The organism is Leifsonia sp. HAY1-4F (genome assembly GCF_056755275.1).
In genome coordinates this window covers 1-18064 of the sequence record NZ_JBNDHX010000018.1, presented here as the reverse complement: position 1 = coordinate 18064, position 18064 = coordinate 1, and the positions used below count along the sequence as shown (strand labels likewise).

The 18064-nt window shown below is 69.5% G+C and carries 17 protein-coding genes and 1 pseudogene; 11 read left to right on the top strand and 7 right to left on the bottom strand.

The window, feature by feature from the left end; translation table 11 throughout:
- The first annotated feature begins 32 nt into the window (after positions 1 to 32).
- The 10 genes from ACPYOG_RS05905 to ACPYOG_RS05860 all read left to right on the top strand — a co-directional run bounded on the left by ACPYOG_RS05905 (position 33) and on the right by ACPYOG_RS05860 (position 9082).
- Positions 33 to 2327 carry a glycoside hydrolase family 3 C-terminal domain-containing protein gene (locus tag ACPYOG_RS05905; protein ID WP_481293321.1) on the top strand — a complete coding sequence of 765 codons (2295 nt, stop codon included), beginning with the start codon at positions 33 to 35 and terminating at the stop codon, positions 2325 to 2327.
- Between the two features lie 105 nt (positions 2328 to 2432).
- Complete coding sequence (locus ACPYOG_RS05900) at positions 2433 to 3185, top strand: phosphatidylethanolamine N-methyltransferase family domain-containing protein (protein ID WP_481293320.1); 753 nt, start codon at positions 2433 to 2435, stop codon at positions 3183 to 3185.
- 68 nt (positions 3186 to 3253) lie between these two features.
- Positions 3254 to 4321 (top strand): zinc-ribbon domain-containing protein, encoded by a 1068-nt coding sequence (locus tag ACPYOG_RS05895; RefSeq protein ID WP_481293319.1) that lies wholly within the window; start codon positions 3254 to 3256, stop codon positions 4319 to 4321.
- Positions 4322 to 4433: 112 nt separating this feature from the next.
- Positions 4434 to 4865, top strand: a complete 432-nt coding sequence (locus tag ACPYOG_RS05890; protein ID WP_481293318.1) for a VOC family protein — start codon at positions 4434 to 4436, stop codon at positions 4863 to 4865.
- A gap of 30 nt (positions 4866 to 4895) precedes the next feature.
- A complete protein-coding gene (locus ACPYOG_RS05885; protein WP_481293317.1) occupies positions 4896 to 5738 on the top strand; it encodes a class II glutamine amidotransferase in 843 nt (280 codons plus the stop codon).
- Positions 5739 to 5836: 98 nt separating this feature from the next.
- Positions 5837 to 6238 carry a RidA family protein gene (locus tag ACPYOG_RS05880; protein WP_481293316.1) on the top strand — a complete coding sequence of 134 codons (402 nt, stop codon included), beginning with the start codon at positions 5837 to 5839 and terminating at the stop codon, positions 6236 to 6238.
- Between the two features lie 98 nt (positions 6239 to 6336).
- On the top strand, positions 6337 to 6699 hold the full coding sequence (locus ACPYOG_RS05875) for a YciI family protein (RefSeq protein WP_481293315.1): 363 nt from the start codon (positions 6337 to 6339) through the stop codon (positions 6697 to 6699).
- Between the two features lie 238 nt (positions 6700 to 6937).
- Positions 6938 to 7876, top strand: a complete 939-nt coding sequence (locus ACPYOG_RS05870) for an RNA polymerase subunit sigma-70 (RefSeq protein ID WP_481293314.1) — start codon at positions 6938 to 6940, stop codon at positions 7874 to 7876.
- Positions 7877 to 7939: 63 nt separating this feature from the next.
- Complete coding sequence (locus ACPYOG_RS05865) at positions 7940 to 8494, top strand: dihydrofolate reductase family protein (protein WP_481293313.1); 555 nt, start codon at positions 7940 to 7942, stop codon at positions 8492 to 8494.
- A 114-nt stretch (positions 8495 to 8608) separates the two neighbouring features.
- Complete coding sequence (locus ACPYOG_RS05860) at positions 8609 to 9082, top strand: SRPBCC family protein (protein WP_481293312.1); 474 nt, start codon at positions 8609 to 8611, stop codon at positions 9080 to 9082.
- Positions 9083 to 9089: 7 nt separating this feature from the next.
- Here the strand turns inward: ACPYOG_RS05860 and ACPYOG_RS05855 are convergent, their stop codons facing one another.
- The 3 genes and pseudogenes from ACPYOG_RS05855 to ACPYOG_RS05845 all read right to left on the bottom strand — a co-directional run.
- Positions 9090 to 10316, bottom strand: coding sequence for an RNA polymerase sigma factor (locus tag ACPYOG_RS05855; protein WP_481293311.1), 1227 nt, complete (start codon positions 10314 to 10316; stop codon positions 9090 to 9092).
- Positions 10313 to 10681 (bottom strand): YciI family protein, encoded by a 369-nt coding sequence (locus tag ACPYOG_RS05850; protein ID WP_090037025.1) that lies wholly within the window; start codon positions 10679 to 10681, stop codon positions 10313 to 10315. The genes ACPYOG_RS05855 and ACPYOG_RS05850 overlap by 4 nt, the downstream gene beginning before the upstream one ends.
- 168 nt (positions 10682 to 10849) lie before the next feature.
- Positions 10850 to 12184, bottom strand: a pseudogene (locus ACPYOG_RS05845) (2-isopropylmalate synthase); the annotation flags it as partial.
- Positions 12185 to 12461: 277 nt separating this feature from the next.
- Here ACPYOG_RS05845 and ACPYOG_RS05840 point away from each other — a divergent pair.
- Complete coding sequence (locus ACPYOG_RS05840; protein ID WP_481293310.1) at positions 12462 to 13133, top strand: FadR/GntR family transcriptional regulator; 672 nt, start codon at positions 12462 to 12464, stop codon at positions 13131 to 13133.
- Between the two features lie 41 nt (positions 13134 to 13174).
- On the opposite strand, the gene ACPYOG_RS05835 is transcribed toward ACPYOG_RS05840, so the two are convergent.
- From ACPYOG_RS05835 to ACPYOG_RS05820, 4 genes are all read right to left on the bottom strand, one after another.
- Positions 13175 to 14782, bottom strand: a complete 1608-nt coding sequence (locus ACPYOG_RS05835; RefSeq protein ID WP_481293309.1) for an MFS transporter — start codon at positions 14780 to 14782, stop codon at positions 13175 to 13177.
- Positions 14783 to 14881: 99 nt separating this feature from the next.
- Positions 14882 to 17197, bottom strand: a complete 2316-nt coding sequence (locus tag ACPYOG_RS05830; RefSeq protein WP_481293308.1) for a heavy metal translocating P-type ATPase — start codon at positions 17195 to 17197, stop codon at positions 14882 to 14884.
- A gap of 56 nt (positions 17198 to 17253) precedes the next feature.
- Entirely contained in the window at positions 17254 to 17463 is a 210-nt protein-coding gene (locus ACPYOG_RS05825) for a heavy-metal-associated domain-containing protein (RefSeq protein ID WP_481293307.1), read from the bottom strand.
- A 108-nt stretch (positions 17464 to 17571) separates the two neighbouring features.
- Positions 17572 to 18064, bottom strand: a 493-nt coding sequence (locus ACPYOG_RS05820; protein ID WP_481293306.1) for an alkaline phosphatase family protein, incomplete at its 5' end; no start/stop codon positions are given.

Here is an 18064-nt window from a genome sequence, read left to right as displayed (position 1 = left end):
CCACCACATCGTCGACTGACGGAAGGAAACACATGACCGACACGATCACGGCGGAGGTCGCCGACGCCATCTCGGGACTCACCGTCGAGGAGAAGGCGTCGCTGACCAGCGGCGCGAGCTTCTGGCGCACGAAAGCAGTCGAGCGGGCGGGCATCCCGTCCGTCATGCTCACGGACGGGCCGCACGGCCTGCGGAAGCAGAGGGAGGACGAGGGCGACCACCTGGGCATCGGTGACAGCATCCCCGCGACCTGCTTCCCTCCCGCCGTCGCGCTGGGCTCGTCCTGGGATGTGGAGTTGGTCGGGCGCGTCGGCGCGGCCCTCGGAGTGGAGTCGTCCATCGAGGACGTCGCGGTCCTCCTCGGTCCCGGCATCAACATCAAGCGCTCTCCGCTGTGCGGGCGCAACTTCGAGTACCTCAGCGAGGATCCGATCGTCTCCGGCGTGCTCGGCGCGGCGCTGGTGCGCGGCATCCAGTCGCAGGGCGTCGGTGCGTCGCTGAAGCATTTCGCGGCGAACAACCAGGAGGACGACCGGATGCGTTCCTCGTCCGACATCGACCCGCGTCCGCTGCGGGAGATCTACCTGCGCGGGTTCCAGCGCGTCGTCGAGGACGCCCAGCCGCACACGGTCATGTGCTCGTACAACCGGATCAACGGGGTGCCGGCGTCGCAGAACCGCTGGCTGCTCACGGACGTGCTGCGCGGCGAATGGGGATTCGAAGGGCTGGTCGTCTCGGACTGGGGAGCGGTCGGCGACCGGGTCGCGGCATTGAGAGCGGGACTTGATCTCGAGATGCCCGGCACCGGCGGCCGGACCGATCAGGAGGTCGTCGCCGCTGTCGCCGACGGGTCACTGGATGCGGCGCTCCTGGATGCTTCGGCCCACCGGATCGCGACGCTCGCGACCCGCTGGGCGGCGACTCCGCGTGCCGAGGGTCCGCTCGACGTGGACGCGCACCACGCACTCGCCCGCGAAGCGGCGGCGCGTTCCATCGTGCTGCTGAAGAACGATGCCCCGGCGGACGGCGGCGAGCCCGTGCTCCCGCTCGCGGCCGGGCAGCGGATCGCCGTGATCGGCGCGTTCGCTCAGAAGCCCCGGTACCAGGGCGCCGGTTCGTCCATGATCCGGCCGACCCGGTTGGATGACGCGCTCACGGCCATCCGGGACGTCGCGCAGGACGCGACCTTCGCGCCCGGGTTCTCGCTCGCGGTCGACGTCGACCCGTCCGAGACCGCGCGACTGCAGCGCGAGGCCGTCGAGGCCGCGGCCGCCGCCGAGGTCGCGGTCGTGTTCGCCGGGCTTCCGGCGCGGCTCGAGTCGGAAGGCTACGACCGCGACGACATCGACCTCCCGGCCGACCAGCTGGCGCTGATCGACGCGGTGGTCCAGGCGAACCCGCGGACCGTCGTGGTGCTCTCGAACGGCGGGGTCGTCACCCTGCCCTTCGCGGGCCGCGTACCGGCGATCCTCGAGGGATGGCTGCTCGGCCAGGCCGGAGGGTCGGCGACGGCGGACGTCCTGTTCGGTGCCGTCAACCCGTCGGGCAAGCTCACGGAGACCGTCCCGCGCCGGATCGAGGACACGCCCGCCTTCCTCAACTTCCCGGGCGAGGAGGGGCACGTCCGGTACGGCGAGGGCCTCTTCGTGGGATACCGCTGGTACGACGCACGGCGTCTGGAGGTGGAGTACCCGTTCGGCCACGGGCTCTCGTACACGACGTTCGTGTATGGCGCGGCCAGCGCATCCGTCACCGCGGACGGCGACATCGAGGTGCGCGTCACGGTCGCCAACAGCGGTGGACGGGCCGGGCGCGAGGTCGTCCAGGTGTACACCTCGCTGCCGGGGTCGCGCGTGCAGCGCGCGCCGCGCGAGCTCAAGGGGTTCGCCTCGGTGGAGCTCGCGGCCGGCGAGGCGCGCGAGGTCGTCGTCACCGTGCGCCGCGAGGACCTGGCGTACTGGCACGTGACCGCCGAGCAGTGGGTCGTCGAGGGGGGCGACTACCGGATCGAGGTGGGGGCGTCGAGCCGCGACCTGCGGTCGTCCGCGACGGTCCCGGTCGTCGGCGACGAGCTGCGGCTCCCGCTGACGCGCGATTCGTCGCTCGCGGAGGTGCTCGCGCATCCCGTGGCCGGCCCGATGCTGCAGGGCGCGCTGGCCGGCATGGCGGACATGATGGAGGGCGCAGCGTCGATCATGCCGGAGGGCGTCTCGATGGAACGGATGATGGGCTCGTTCCCGATCGGGCGCATCGGGATGATGGCCGGCGAGGGTGTGACGCCGGAGATGATCGACGGACTGCTCGCGGCGGCCAACGCGCAGTCGTAGGACCGCATCCACTGGTCCCGGCACGCCGTTTCCACTGCGGACACAGCGGCGTGTCGGGACCAGCCGTCGACGGGTGGGCGGCGGTCGGCGGCTAGCCTGGGCCGCATGCCTGAGGGAGCGTACCGCTGGTTCGTCTACGCCGAGCTGGCGCTGGCACTGGTGACATTCGTCGCGCTGCTGTTCGTGGTCGCACCCTACGGCGGGCGGCACGGCCGTGGGGGATGGGGACCGACGGTCCCGGCACGGGTCGCCTGGATCGTGATGGAGGCGCCGGCGCCCGTCCTGTTCGCCGTCTTCTTCCTGCTCGGCTCGCGCCGCGCGCAGCTCGTTCCGCTGGTGTTCCTCGCGCTCTGGCTGGTGCACTACGTCTACCGCGCGTTCGTGTATCCCTTCCTGATGCGGTCGGGATCGCGGATGCCGGTGCTCGTCATGGCGCTCGCGATCGCCTTCAACGCCCTCAACGCGTGGGTGAATGCGCGCTGGATCTCGGAGTACGGAACGTATCCGGTCGCCTGGCTGGCCGATCCGCGGTTCTGGATCGGCGTGGCCCTCTTCGCGGGCGGGCTCACGCTCAACGCGCGGTCGGACGGGACACTGCGGCGGCTGAAGCGCGCGGGCGACGGGTACCGCATCCCGCAGGGCGGAGGGTTCCGCTACGTCTCGAGCCCGAACTACCTCGGCGAGATGATCGAGTGGACGGGATGGGCGATCGCGACGTGGTCGCTGGCCGGAACGGCATTCGCCCTGTACACGATCGCGAACCTGGGCCCGCGGGCGGTCGCCAACCATCGGTGGTACCGGTCGACCTTCCCGGACTACCCGGCGGAGCGCCGGGCGCTCCTTCCGTTCGTGTTGTGACGCGTGCATGGTGCGCGACGCGTGACGGTGGTCGTGCCTACGCTGGCGGTGAGCGAAGGGATGTGCGGGTGCCTGAGAACGTCGAGCAGTGGTGGGCGCGCCGCCAGTGGTCGAAGGGCGTCGCGGTGCCGTATCCCGTCGGCCGGTACCGGGGCGATTGGGAGCGGTACCCGGTCCTGATCCGGCAGTACCATCCCGACCTCAACCACGGGATCACGCTGACCCAGGTGCCGCCGGCCGCCGACGTGTACCTGGTGTGGGTGTGCGACTCCGGGCACCGCTTCGTCGCGACGCCCGAGGAGCAGCGGTCGCGGCCCGGCGGGACTCGGCGACGGTCCGCGTGGTGTCCCGAGTGCGCCGAGGCGGCGGCGCCGCGTCCGGTGCGGACCGCGGTCCCGGATGCCGGCGTGCACGTCTGCGGTCATGCCCGCGATCCGCGGCGGATCGAGAGCGAGCCGGGCGACGACCGCTGCTACCTCTGCCGTCGCCTCGACCTCGAGCCGCTCACGCGCGAACAGCTGGTCAGCATGGCGGCTCCCGGATCGCGGGTGGCGGTCTCCGCCGACAACGGTACGGCGGCGAAGCACTCCTGGCAGTGCGAGGCGGGCCATCCCTCCTACCAGGCGAGCATCGAGCGCATCCTCGGCGGAAGGCGGTGCCCGATCTGCCGACATGCACGCGGAGGCGCCGACGCCGTCGCGGTCGGGGAGGCGTTCGTCAGCCGCTGGGCTCCCGCGCCGGCTTCCGCGGCGGAGCCGGAGCTGAAGCGGCGTCTAGGCCAGCGGTTCGAGCTCGACCTCGGGATGAACGCGGTGCGCGTCGCCAAACCGTTCCATTCGCACCTGGAGGTGTGGCCCGACATCCTCCTTCCCGAGCTGAAAGTCGCCATCGAGTACGACACCACGGGGCGTCACGGGCTCGAACACGTCGGCCCTCGGGAGGCGTCCGATCTGCGGAAGGACCGCCTGCTGAGGGCGGTCGGCTGGGAGGTCGTGCGTGTGCGCTGCGGCAAGCTGCAGCCGATCGGGCCGTACGATCTGACGGCCGGCAGCATCACGGACACGCTCGTGGACCGGATCGTCGCACGGCTGGGGGAGATCCGCGGGGAGCTCTTCGTCGCCGCCTATCTGCGCTGACCGGACCCCTTCGCCTGCATTTCCGGGCGTCTGGACTCTGGCACATCCACTCGGCCGGTGGCTACGCTGGGCCGCGAACGAGCTATCCACCAGCTCTCCTGAGGAGGACATCATGCCGTCGATCCTGAACCCGTACCTCAACTTCCGCACCCAGGCGCGGGAAGCCATGGAGTTCTACCAGTCCGTGTTCGGCGGAGAGGTGCAGCGCAGCACGTTCGCCGAGTTCCAGATGGCGCAGGATCCGCCGGACAACGACCTGATCATGCACTCGCAGCTCACCACCCCGGGCGGCTTCACGATCATGGCCGCAGACGTTCCCGCGCACATGGAGCTGAACCAGGGGAGCAACATCAGCATCTCGCTCAGCGGAGACGACGAGGCGGAGCTGACGGGTTACTACGAGAAGCTCACTGAGGGCGGAACAGTCGTCGAACCGCTCGCCAAGGCGCCGTGGGGCGACAGCTTCGGCATGGCGATCGACCGGTTCGGCATCCAATGGCTGGTGAACATCGCCGGCGCCAAACCGGAGGCGGCGGCGGAGTAGCGCGACGGGCGCCGATCCGGGGAGGTCGTCATGTGCCGTTGGCTCGCATATTCGGGGGAGCCCCTGAAGCCCGCCTACCTGATTCTGGACGCGCAGCACTCGCTGGTGGCGCAGTCCCTGAACTCGCCGCTCGGGGCGGAGACCGTGAACGGCGACGGCTTCGGCTTCGGCTGGTATCCAGCGGATCGTTCGACGGGAAACACCCCGGCGCTGTTCCACAGCATCGAGCCGGCGTGGCACGACGAGAACCTGCGGGAGCTGACGGACGCGATCGCCAGCCCGTTGTTCTTCGGACACGTTCGCGCGGCGGCCGGGCCGCCCATCCAGCAGACGAACTGCCATCCGTTCCGGTACGAGAACTGGATGTTCATGCACAACGGCTTCCTCAACGGGTTCGTCCAGCTGAAGCGCGACCTCGCGCTGGCGGTGGACGAGTCGCTCTTTCCGCTTATCCACGGCACCACGGATTCGGAGGTGCTCTTCTACCTGGCGCTCACCTTCGGCCTGCGCGATGACCCGGTCGAGGGGATGGCGAAGGCGATCCGCTTCGTCGAGGGGATGGGTGAACGCAAGGGGATCCCGTTCCCGGTGCAGGGCACGTTCGCCCTGTCGGACGGGCGCACGCTGTGGGCGTTCCGGTACTCCACCTCGCATCAGAGCCGAACGCTGTTCCACTCCGTCGCCGTCCCGGAACTTCGGGAGATGTTCCCGGATGCGGCGCAGTTCGACCTCTTCGGCGACCACGCGAAGGTCGTCGTCTCGGAGCCGCTCAACGACATGCCGGGCGCCTTCCTCGAGGTGCCGGAGTCGACGGTGGCGATCCTGGACGACGACGGCTACCGGCACGAACCGTTCCTGAGCGAGGCGGCCTGACCGGCAGGCCGCCTCGCGCAGGACTCAATCCCCGTCCAGCACCTTGCGCACGAAGGCGTCGACGTGCTCGACAGTGTCGAACACCGTGAGGATGCACCATGACCGAACCGAACGCGCCTCTGCCGACCCAGATCGATCCACCCGAGCTGTACCGCAGTCCGGCGTTCGCCCAGGGAATGATCCTCCCCGAGGGTCCGGCGCTCTTCGTGGGCGGCCAGAACGGGGTGGATGCGGAGGGCGCGCTTCTCGAGGGACTGGAGGCGCAGACCGAGCAGGCGCTGCGGAATCTGCTGGCCGTGCTTGCCGCAGCAGGCAGTGGGCCGGAGCAGGTGGTCAAGCTGAACATCCACCTGACTCCCGGCATCGATCCGACCGCCGCCTACGCGGCGACCCGGACGGTGTGGGGCGACCGGCGCACCGCGGTGACCGTGCTCGCGGTCGCGCCCGCACGGCCGGGCGCCCTCGTCGAGATCGACGCTGTGGCCGCGGTTCCTCGGTGACTTCTCCCCAGCACCGCCCACCGCGGCGGTGTCGAAATCGGGCGCCTTCGTTCGACGCATTCACACGAGATGATTCACACAACAGGAGGATGTGCACGATGAGCCGATTCATGATCCTGATCTACGGCGACGAGAAGCGGTGGCGGGAGATGTCCCAGGAGGAGCGTGCGGAGATCGATGCCGCGCACGGCGAGTTCTGGGCGAAGGCGGAGGGCTCGATCATCGCCTCGGGAGAGCTGCAGGGCCCCGGGACGGCGGTCACCGTCCGCCGCGGAACCGACGGCGAGCCGACGACGGTGGACGGTCCGTTCACCGAGGCGAAGGAGGTCGTCGGCGGGTTCTACGTCATCGACGTGCCCGATCAGGCGGCTGCGGTCGCGCTCGCTTCGGGGCTCGCCGAGGCCCGCCACGATCACAGCGGGGTGCAGGTCCAGCCGTTGGTCGACCACAGCGCCGCGTGAGCCGGTAGCAGAGCCGGTGGCGGGCGGGACGGCGCGGGGAGAGCTTCCCGGGATGCCGTTCCGTCCGCGTCGGGTTGAGACGTCTTCGCTAGGAATTCGTTTCCGCGTAGGTCCGGCATTCCCGGGCGTCTTCTACGTTAGCGAGCCGGGCGCTTGTCCTCAATTATGAGGACAGAAACCGTCAAGAATTGACGGGGAGGCCGGACGGAATGTCGCCGGGCGTGGCTAGGCTCGCCGCATGGCGGAATTCGACGAGGCGGAGCTCTCCCGCATCCGGCGCGGGCTGGTGACGTTCTGCTACCAGCTGCTCGGGTCGCCGTTCGAGGCGGAGGATGCCGCCCAGGATGCGATGGAGCGGGTCTGGCGCGCTCGATCGACCTTCGACCCGGCTCGCGCCTCCTTCGCCACCTGGGCGTACCGCATCGCGCGGAACGTGTGCGTCGACCGGTTGCGCGAGACTCCGCGCCGTCCTCTGCCGCGGGATCTGCGCGATCCCGGGCTGGAGGTCGGCGCGCCGCTCGTCCCGGCTTTCGACGTCCCCTGGCTGCTGCCGGCGCCGACCGGCTGGGCCGGCGGTTCGGAGGCCGAAACGGTCGCCGAACGCCGTGAGGAGGTGCGGCTCGCCGTCACCGCCATGCTGCAGTCGCTGTCGCCGGTGCAACGGGGCGCGTTCGTGCTGCGCGACATCCTCGGGCTCTCCGCGATGGAGACCGCCGCGGTGCTCGAGGTTTCCGTGCCTTCGGCGAACTCGGCCCTCCAGCGCGCACGTGCGGCCATCCGTTCAGGGACCCAGCGTGCGCATCCCGTCGCCGACGGTGTCGTCGAACGATACGCCCGCGCGATCGAGGAGGCCGACGCCGCTGCTCTCGCCTCGGTCGTCGCCGACGACGTGGTCTTCGAGATGCCGCCGGTGCCGCAGTGGTCGATCGGGCGCGAGACGTACGCCGCCTTCATGGCGCACCTGTTCGTCTGGCGCGGAACGGGGTGGTCCACGACGTCGGTTTCGGCGAACGGTCAGCCGGGCATCCTGCTGTATCGGGTCACCCCCGAAGGGCGCACGCCGCACACCGTCCACCTACTCGATGGAGACGCGGCCGGCGCCATCGGGCACGTTCTCGTGTACCAGGACGCGCGGCTGTTCGAGCTCTTCGCGGCGACGGCATCCGTTCTGCGATGATTTCGGCGCGTCCCATCCGTATGTCCTGATGAAGGATCCCCTTCACGAACAAAGGAGACGGACATGGGACGACTGATCGTGACGCAGTTCATCACGCTGGATGGTGTGGTCGAGGACCCGGACGGCAGTGACGGCACGCCGTTCGGCGGCTGGGCGATGCAGTTCGGGCTGGCAGCGGTCGCCGGGGACAAGTTCTCACTGGCGAGCATCCTGGAGTCCGGGGTGCTGCTGCTCGGCCGGCGGAGCTGGGAGCACTTCAGCACGCTGTGGCCGACGCGGGACGACGACTTCTCGCAGCTGATGAACCGGGCGAGGAAGGCGGTCGTGACCAGCCGGCCGCTCCCGGGCGACACCTGGGCGAACTCGACGGCGGTAGCCGGGACTCTTGAGGAGTGGCTCGCTGAGACGCTCGCGTCGAAGGATGTCGCGGTCATCGGCAGCGGATCGTTGCTGCCTGCGCTGGCTGAGGCGGACGCGGTGGACGAGTACCGGCTGCTCACCTTCCCGGTCGCCGTCGGGTCGGGTCGCCGGCTGTTCGATGCGGGGGCACGATTCGGCCTGGTGTCGGCGGAGCAGTCCGGGGCGGCAGTGCTGAGCGTGCTGGACCCGCGCGGCTGACGCGGGCGGAAGTCCGGGCCGGGAACGGCGACGATGACGCTTGACGCGGGGGACCGGGCCGCCTATCGTCGTATCCAACGTAATTGTTGAGTAAACAGATTGTTGAGGACGATCATGGGCAACCCGGTCATCATCGAAGCCGTTCCCGGCACCAACTACGCCGATCTCACCAGGGAGTTCGACGCTCCGGTGGAGGCGCTTTTCCGCGCACATGCCGACGCCGACCTCTACGCCACGTGGATCGGACCTCGCGCCCTGGAGACGGAGATCACCCGCTGGGACTTCCGGAGCGGGGGAGGGTACGGCTTCGAGCAGCGCGACACGAACGGGCAGTCCTTCGGATTCCGCGGCGTCTTCCACACCATCGTCGACAACGAACTCATCATCCAGACCTTCGAGTACCTCGGCGCGCCGAACGAGGTGAGCCTCGACCGAATGCGTTTCGAGGCGTTGCCCGGAGGCCGTTCCCGTCTGGCGGGACGGTCGGTCTTCACCTCCGCGGAAGCGCTGGAGGAGATGATCGCGTCCGGCATGGAGTACGGCGTCCGGGAGGGCTACGAGAAGCTCGACGAGCTCCTGGCCCGGTGACCCGCGCTCACTGCCGGTGTTCGAGCCGACGGGCGCGCGAATCCAGGTAGTCGCGCTCCGGCGCGGATCGCGTGCCGCGGGCTGCCGCCCGGTACTCGGCGACCGCCTCCGGGATGCTGCCCGCGCGCTCGAGTAAGTGCGCCCGCACGGCCGCCACCCGTTGCGCATCCACGGGCCGTCCGCTCGCGGTCAGGCGGTCGATCGCAGCGAGTCCGGCCTGCGGCCCGAACACCATCGCCTCTGCCACGGCGGCGTTGAGGGTGACGACGGGGTTGCCCGTCTGCCGCTCCAGCAGGCGGTAGAGCACGAGGATCTGCGCCCAATCGGTCGAGTCCGCGTCCGGTGCTTCGTCGTGGACGGCCGCGATCGACGCCTGGAGCGCATATGGACCCGCCTCGCCCTGCGGGAGCGACTGCTCCAGGATGCCGATGCCCTCCGCGATCAGGTCGCGATTCCAGAGCGAGCGGTCCTGCTCGTCGAGCGGCACCAGCCGGCCGCCTGGAGTCGTTCGGGCGGGTCGGCGCGCATCCGTCAGGAGGAGCAGCGCGAGCATCCCGGCGACTTCGCCGTCCTCCGGCAGGACGGTGTGGAGCATCCGTGCCAGGTGGATGGCCTGGTCGGTCAGATCGACGTCGTGGATGGCGTCTCCGGTGGTCACGGTGTGCCCCTCGGAGAACATGACGTAGATGACGGCGAGCACCGCCTCCAGCCGGTCGTCGGCGCCGAGGGGAGCGGGGAACGCGGCTCCCGTCTCGCGGATTCGCGCCTTCGCCCGGCTGATCCGCTGCGCGACGGTCGCCTCCGGAAGCAGGTAGGCGTGCGCGATCTGGGCGGTGGTGAGGCCGGCCACCGCACGCAGCGTCAACGTGATCTGAGCGGAGACGGTCATCGCCGGATGGCAGCAGAGCTGGAGCAACTGGACACTGTCATCGGCGTGCGCGACTGCGGCGCCGGCGAGCGGCTCATGCAGCATCGCCTCCGACCGCTCCCGGTCGCGCCTGCTGCTCTCGCTGCGGATCTGGTCGATCAGTCTGCGGCGGGCCGCGGTGACGAGCCACGCGCGCGCATCGTCCGGCCGGCCGGTTCGCGGCCACTGCTGGACGGCCGCGATGAGCGCCTCCTGCACGGCATCCTCGCAGATGTCGAACTGGCCGGCCCCATACCGCCGCAGCAACGCCGCGAGGACCTGCGGCGCGAGCTCGCGCAGCAGGTCCCCGAGGGGTTGTTCGGTCACATGTCCACCCCGGCGGAGAACATCACCGGCCGGATCTCCAGGGCGAGCCCGTCGATGGAGGCGTCCGGGATCTGCTTCGCCAGCTCGATCGCGCGCTCCTTGGACTCCACGTCGACCAGGTAGTAGCCGCCCATGAACTCTTTGGACTCGGCGAACGGCCCATCGACGACCTCCGGGACGCCGCCGCGGCTGCGCACCACGCTGGACTGGCTGGCATCGCCCAGTGCGTTGGTGCTCAGGAACTCCCCGGTCTCGGTGATGGCCGCCATGAACTTCTCGTGGCCGTCGCCGATCGCGGACATCTGCGCTTCGCTGAGTCCCGCGAGCACGTCCGGGTCGACCTGCATCAGGATGAGGTACTTCATGGCTGTTCCTTTCGATCGGTGCGCCGCGTGATCGCAGCGTTCGCAGACAGGTCGGAGCCGGGCGCCGATTCTCGACACTCTACTTTCCGAAAGCGTCGAGGCGGCGGAGCCGGATCAGGTTCGCGGGTCGAATGCGAGCAGGGCGGCAGCGTGAGGATCGTCCGCCCCGCCGAGGTAGACGGTTCGGAAGAGCTCCCAGAGCTCGGCCGCGGTCGCCTCGCCACCCGTGGCGTCGGTGTGCCGCTGCACGTGCCGGGCGAAATCGATCTGGAGCCGGCGGGGCAGCTCGATTCCGTACTCGGCCTCGAGCAGGTACGCGATGCCGCCCTTGCCGGACTGCGAGTTGACCCGGATCACGGCGTCATAGCTGCGCCCGATGTCGGCGGGGTCGATGGGGAGGTAGGGGACTCGCCACTCGATCGCGGTCTCCGCGCGGCCTTCGGAGGCGGCTCTGGCGCGGTGCTCGGCGAATCCCTTCTTGATGGCGTCCTGGTGCGTGCCACTGAAGGCGGTGTGCACGAGGTCTCCGACGTACGGATGCCGTGGATGGATCTCGATGCGGTTGCAGTACTCGACGGTGCGGCGGATCTCGTCGATGTCGGAGAAGTCGATCATCGGGTCGATGCCCTGCGCGTGCAGGTTGAGCGCCAGAGTCGCGAGGTCGACGTTGCCGGTCCGCTCCCCGTTGCCGAAGAGGCATCCTTCGACCCGCTGCGCCCCGGCGAGGACCGCGAGCTCGGCGCACGCGATGCCGGTGCCGCGGTCGTTGTGCGGATGCACCGAAAGGATCACGGCGTCGCGGCGGGCGAGGTTCTTGTGCATGTACTCGATCTGGTCGGCGTATACGTTCGGTGTTGCGATCTCGACCGTCGCCGGGAGGTTGAGGATGACGGGTCGCTCGGCCGTGGCATCCCACAGCTCGGTCACGGCGTTGCAGATCTCGATGGCGTAGTCCGGTTCGGTGAGGTTGAACACCTCGGGCGAGAACTCGAATCGCACGTTCGGGAGTTCGCCTGCGAGCTCCAGCACGTCGCGGGCGCCCGCGAGGATCAGCTCCCGCAACTCGTCGCGGCTCTTGCCGAGCACGACCTCGCGCCAGACGGGTGCGGTGGCGGTGTACAGGTGGATGACGACCGCGTTGCGGATGCCGCGGATGGACTCCACGGTCTGCTCGATCAGGTCTCGGCGGGCCGGGGTGAACACGACGATCGTCACGTCATCCGGCGCGATGCCGCTCTCGGCGATCAGGCGCACGAAGTCGTAGTCCGTCTGCGACGCCGACGGGTAGCCGACCTCGATCTCCTTGTAGCCCATACGGACCAGGAGTTCGAAGAATCGGCGCTTGCGCTCGGGGTCCATCGGCTCGGCGAGCGCCTGGTTGCCGTCGCGCAGATCGACCGGTACCCACAGCGGTGCGGAGGTCAGCCGTCTGGTCGGCCAGTTCCGCTCGGTCAGGGGAACGTCGACGCGCGAGTACGCGTCACGGTAGCGATGCGAGGGCATCTGCGAGTGCCGCTGGCGGTTCCAGGTGGCCGCGTCGGCAGGGACCGGGCCGGCGGGAGTGGAGATACGGGAGTACGTGTTCGTGCTCATCAGGCGTCGTCCTTCTTCAGTGGTGGTGAGGAGGGACCGGCGCACGTTCGCCCCACGCCGGGGAGCCGGTCCGGCTACACCCCGCCGTGGCGGCGAAGAAGAAGCAATACAAGGGAGCGCACGAAAGGGAGGCTATCACAACTCCTCAGACAAGTAGAGCAGTTGGGGTTCCTGCGATGATGGCTCCATGACCCTGGTACGCCGCGAACCTCTGGCCGATCAAGCCGCCGAGCTGCTGCTCGATCGAATCCGCTCCGGCGAGTGGGCGCTCGGCGCCAAGCTGCCCGGCGAGACGACGCTGGCCCCGCAACTGGGCGTGGGGCGTTCCACAGTGCGGGAGGCGATCCGGCAGCTCGCCGGTCGCGGTGTGCTCGCGACCCGGCAGGGCGCGGGCGTGTTCGTCACGGCCCTGGACGCGTCGGAGGACTGGACCCGCACCGTCAGCCGCGCCGACATCCTCACGGTCATCGAAGCCCGGATCGCCGTCGAGGTCGAGGCCTCCGCCCTTGCGGCGGAGCGCCGGACTGGCGTGGAGCTGCGGGCCGTGAAGAGAGCGCTCGAGGCACGCGAGTCGCACCGTGGAGGGGTCGATGAGCACGTCGACACGGATGCTGCGTTCCATCGCAGCATCGTCGTCGCGTCGCACAACCCGATCCTGCTCGACCTGTTCGACAGCTTCACCCCACGAAACCGGCAGGCCATGATCGACATGCTCCGCACCCGTGGCTCCCACGGCGACGACGCGGATCAGGCGACCCATCAGGGCATCTACGACTCCATCGCCGACCGTGATCCTGCAGCTGCGGCCGCAGTCACGCGTGACCACCTCACGTCACTGGCGCGCCGACTGGCGCCGTAAGTCGCCTCGTCACCAACCCTCAGCCGACAGCAACTCGTCGGTCACCTTCCGAAAGCGTCGAGGTGGCGCAGGCGGATCAGGCAGACCACTCCGAGAACAGCCATCGCGACCGCCGCGATGAGAGACACCGCCTGGATGCCGGAGCAGAACGCCTGAGCGGCTGCCGCCTGAACGCGCAGGGCGAGCTCGGGGGAGAGGTGGGAGGTGACCGTCCGAACGCCAACGAGGCTCTCGCGCACGGCCTCCTGCTGCCCGGCGGTGAGCGCGGACTCGGCGGGGAGGCCGAGCCGGTAGACGAGGGTCACCAGGCTGCCCAGGAGGCCGATGCCCAGGGCGTAACCGAGTTGGCCGCTCGTCTCCGAGATGGAGGCCGCCGACGACGCCTTCTCCAGGGGCACCGAGCCGACGATGATCGTCGTCCCGAGCGTCGGAAGCGGCGCCGCACCGAAGCTGACGAGCGCGAATCCGGCGACGAGCGGCCACGGTCCGGTCTGCGGCGTCACCTGGGCCATCAGGATGAGCGCGAGCGCGATCAGCAGAAGGCCCGCGCCGATCACGATGCCCGGACGGACGCGCCGGCCGATCACCGGCATCACGATGAAGCCGAGCACGCTGACCAGCGCCGCAGGGACCGTGAGCAGCCCCGCCTGCACAGGTCCGGCTCCCTCGATCAGCTGGAAGTACTGGGTGTTGAGCATCATCAGGGGCCCGGTCAGCAGGGTCATCAGCATGAGGCTCAGCAGCACGAGCGTGAAGCCGCGGCTGCGGAACATCGTCAGGTCGAGCAGCGGACGGCGCTCCGCATCCATCCCGAGCCGACGCTGGCGCCGGATGAACCAGACGGCGAAGATCACGCCGGTGACGATCGTGACACTCGAGGTCGGCTGGAGGCCGCTGCGCGCGACCTCCTTGACCCCGTAGACGAACGGCAGGATCGCCAGCAGGGAGAGCAGGACGCTCCACCAGTCGGTCGCGCCGGCCGGCGACGTGCGCGGGGTTTCCCGCAGGAGGATCGGGCACAGGACCAGCAGCAGGATCATGACGGGGACGCCCAACAGGAAGATCGATCCCCAGGGAAGGTGGGCGAGCAGGGCACCGCCGACCAGTGGGCCGACGATCATGCCGCCCATGAAGCACGCCATGAAGACGCCGATCGCCACAGATCGCTGGCGGTCGCTGCGGAACAGGGCGCTCAGCAGCCCATACAGCGCCGGGGTGAGCGCGGCCGCGCCGACCCCGCAGAGGCCGCGCGCGATGATGAGCATGCCTGCGGTCGGGGCGAATGCCGCGAGCACCGATGCTGCCGCGAAGACCGCGGCTCCGATCATCACCATACGGCGCCTGCCGAACCGGTCGGCGAAGGACCCGAACGTGATCAGCAGCCCGGCGAGCAGAAAGCCGTAGAGGTCGACGATCCAGAGCTGCTGGGCGCTGTTGGCGTGGAGGTCGTCGGCGATGCGCGGCAGGGCGAGCAGCACCACCGACACGTCGATGGAGGTGATCAGTGCGCCGAGCGCGAGGACGGCAAGACCGAGCCATTCGCGGGCGCCGGCCCGGCCGTCGCCGAGTGTGCCCGGCCGGGGGGAGGTCCCGGCGGCAGAGGTTGTCGCGGTCGTTGCGGTGGGTGCGGCGGCTGCGGCGGTGCTCATGGTCGGCTCCTTCAGGTCGATACCCGTGCCGGTGTCGGCGACGGTGACATGAGGAGGTCGGAGGCGATGCCGGATTCTCTACACGGCATCCAGAGGTTTTCAGCCGGATGCGGAGCGGAACCCACGGAGGCGAAGGCTGTTGCCGACGACGAAAACGCTGGAGAACGCCATAGCGGCGCCCGCGATCATCGGATTCAGCAGGCCCAAGGCCGCCAGGGGGATCGCCGCGACGTTGTACGCGAACGCCCAGAACAGGTTGGCCTTGATCGTGCCGAGGGTTCGTCGCGCCAGCCGGACCGCGTCCACGGCGGCACGCAGATCACCGCGCACCAGGGTGATGTCGGCGGCCTCCGTGGCGACGTCTGTGCCCGTCCCCATCGCGAGCCCCAGGTCCGCGGTTGCGAGAGCGGCCGCGTCGTTGACGCCGTCGCCCACCATGGCCACGACTTTCCCTTCGGCCTGGAGCCGTGCGATCATTCCCGCTTTGTCTGCCGGCAGCACCTCGGCGAACACCTCGTGGATGCCGACCGCTTGGGCGACCGCGCGGGCCGCAGCGGAGTTGTCGCCGGTGAGAAGGATCGGCGTCAGACCGAGGCGGCTGAAAGCGGCGACGGCTTCCGCGCTGGTCGGCTTGATGGTGTCCCCGACGACCAGGATGCCGCGGGCGACGCCGTCCCAGGCGACGCAGACGACCGTGAGCCCTTCCGCCTCCGCGTCCTGTCGCGCAGCCTCCAGCGCCGGATCCAGCGGGATGGACCACTCGCGGAGGAGGGAGGGGCGCCCGACCAGCACGAGGTGCCCCTCGACGATGCCCTGAACTCCCCGCCCTTCGATGTTCGTGAACGAGTCCACCGCGGGCAGTTTGCCGGGCAGGTCGCCAAGCAGCTCGCCGTGCCGAGGCTCGGTGGCTGGCACCTCCCCGGCGATGTGATCCCGCGAGCGCTCCACGGCCGCGATCGCTACCGCGCGGGCGATCGGGTGCTCGGACGCGTCCTCGACGGCCCCGGCGAGGCGGAGCAGCGTCGGCTCGTCGACGCCGTCGGCCGCGATCACGTCGTGCACCGTCATCCTTCCCGTTGTCACTGTGCCCGTCTTGTCCAGCACGATCGTGTCCACGGTCCTGGTCGCCTCCAGCACCTGCGGGCCCTTAATCAGGATGCCCAGCTGGGCACCGCGACCCGTGCCGACCAGCAGCGCAGTCGGGGTGGCGAGACCCAGGGCGCAAGGGCAGGCGATGATCAGCACCGCGACCGCTGCCGTGAAAGCGGAGGTCGCGGGAAAACCGGCGAGCAGCCAGGCGCCGAGAGTGACCACCGCGATGCCCAGTACGACGGGGACGAAGACGCCGGAGATCCGGTCGGCGAGGCGCTGCACCTCGGCCTTGCCGGACTGTGCATCCTCGACGAGTCTCGCCATCTGGGCCAGTTGCGTGTCGGCGCCGACGCGACTCGCGCGCACCCGAAGACGGCCTCCCGCATTGAGGGTCGCGCCGGTGACAGCATCGCCCTCGGTCACCTCCACCGGCACCGATTCGCCCGTGAGCAGCGATCGGTCGACGGCGCTGCGCCCCTCGATGACCACACCATCGGTCGCGATCTTCTCGCCGGGCCGCACGACGAACTCGTCGCCGACGCGCAGGGCGCCGACCGGGATGCGGGTCTCGACGCCGCCGCGGATGACGGCCACGTCCTTGGCTCCCAGCTCGAGGAGGGCGCGCAGGGCGTCACCCGCCCGGCGCTTCGAGCGCTTCTCGAAGTAGCGTCCGGCGAGGACGAACATCGTCACGCCGGAGGCCACCTCGAGGTAGATGTTGCCGGAGCCGTCCGACGAGGTGACGGTGAAGCTGAAGCCGTGCGTCATGCCCGGCATCCCCGCAGTTCCGAGGAACAGCGCATACAGGGACCACGCGAAGGCCGCCAGCGTGCCGATCGAGACCAACGTGTCCATGGTCGCAGCGCCGTGGCGGGCATTGACCGCCGCCGCTCGGTGGAACGGCCATCCACCCCAGAGCACGACCGGAGCAGCCAGCACGAGCGAGAGCCATTGCCAGTAGGTGAACTGGAACGCGGGGACCATCGCCAGGACGATCACGGGGACGGCGAGGACGACGCTCCCGATCAGTCGCTGACGCAGTCCGGTGAGTTCGGGGTCGGCATCCTCGCCACGGGGAGGTGCGCTTGCGGGAACAGCGGCCGTGTATCCGGTCCGCTCGACCTCCGCGATCACCTCCTGGACGCTCATCCCGGCCGGAATCGCCACGCGCGCCTTCTCGGTGGCGTAGTTGACGGTCGCCGAGACGCCATCGAGCCGGTTGAGCTTCTTCTCGATGCGCATCGCGCAGGACGCACAGGTCATGCCGCCGACCTCGAGCTCCACGTCAGTGGTGGCGCCAAAGGGGAGGGGAGAGGCGGTCATGTGTGCTCCGATCAGCGAGGACCTATGGGCGAGAGGTGGATGCGGCGGCGCCGGGTTCAGCGGCGCGCGGCGATGTAACCGGCCTCCTCGACAGCGGCGAGGACGAGCGCGTCGTCCACTCCCGCAGCCGTCGTGACGCTCAGTACGCCGTCCGTCGCGGACACGGCCAGCTCATCCACGCCGTTCACCTGAGACACCTCCTCGGTCACCGCCCGCTCGCAGTGCTCGCACGTCATCCCGGTGACCTGGTATTCGATCGTCTGCACGTCATCCTCCGTTTCGATGGGCACCGCTGAAGCACCCGAGTTCTCGAACCAGGATACCCCAGGGTGGTATTCCCAGAACGAAATTCTCGGCAAAGCAATAGGGGTTATTCACTGAAGCAGCCCCGTCATCGGCGGCGCACCGGCGTCGTTGGCTGTCAGGGGCGGGAGTCCCCACTCCCGTCCGATCGTCCGCAGCAGCGAATAGTGCGTGAAGGGCTGAGCCGAGACCGCATGCGGACGCGCGGCCGGGCCGGCGAGGACGCAGGCGACGACGTTATCCGAGGAGTCGCCCTCGTCGAAGGTGATGACCAGGAGCGACCGCTGCGTGGTGAAGGCGGGCGAGGCGAGGATCGGGGGGACGTTCGTTCGCAGCCAGGCGTCTCCCGTGGCGATCGAGCAGTCGTGCATATCGTTGCACAGGTCTGGGCTGATGAAGGAGAAGTCCGGCAGGGAGGTCGTCGTCGCGAGGTCGGAGGCGAACCGGTCGTACGGAACGTCGTGCCAGGCGCAGTAGGCGGCATCGTTCGTCACACTGGGGAAGTAGAGGAACGGGTTGTGCTTCACCGCGTAGCGGCTCGTGTTCGCGGTCGTGCAGGGCGCA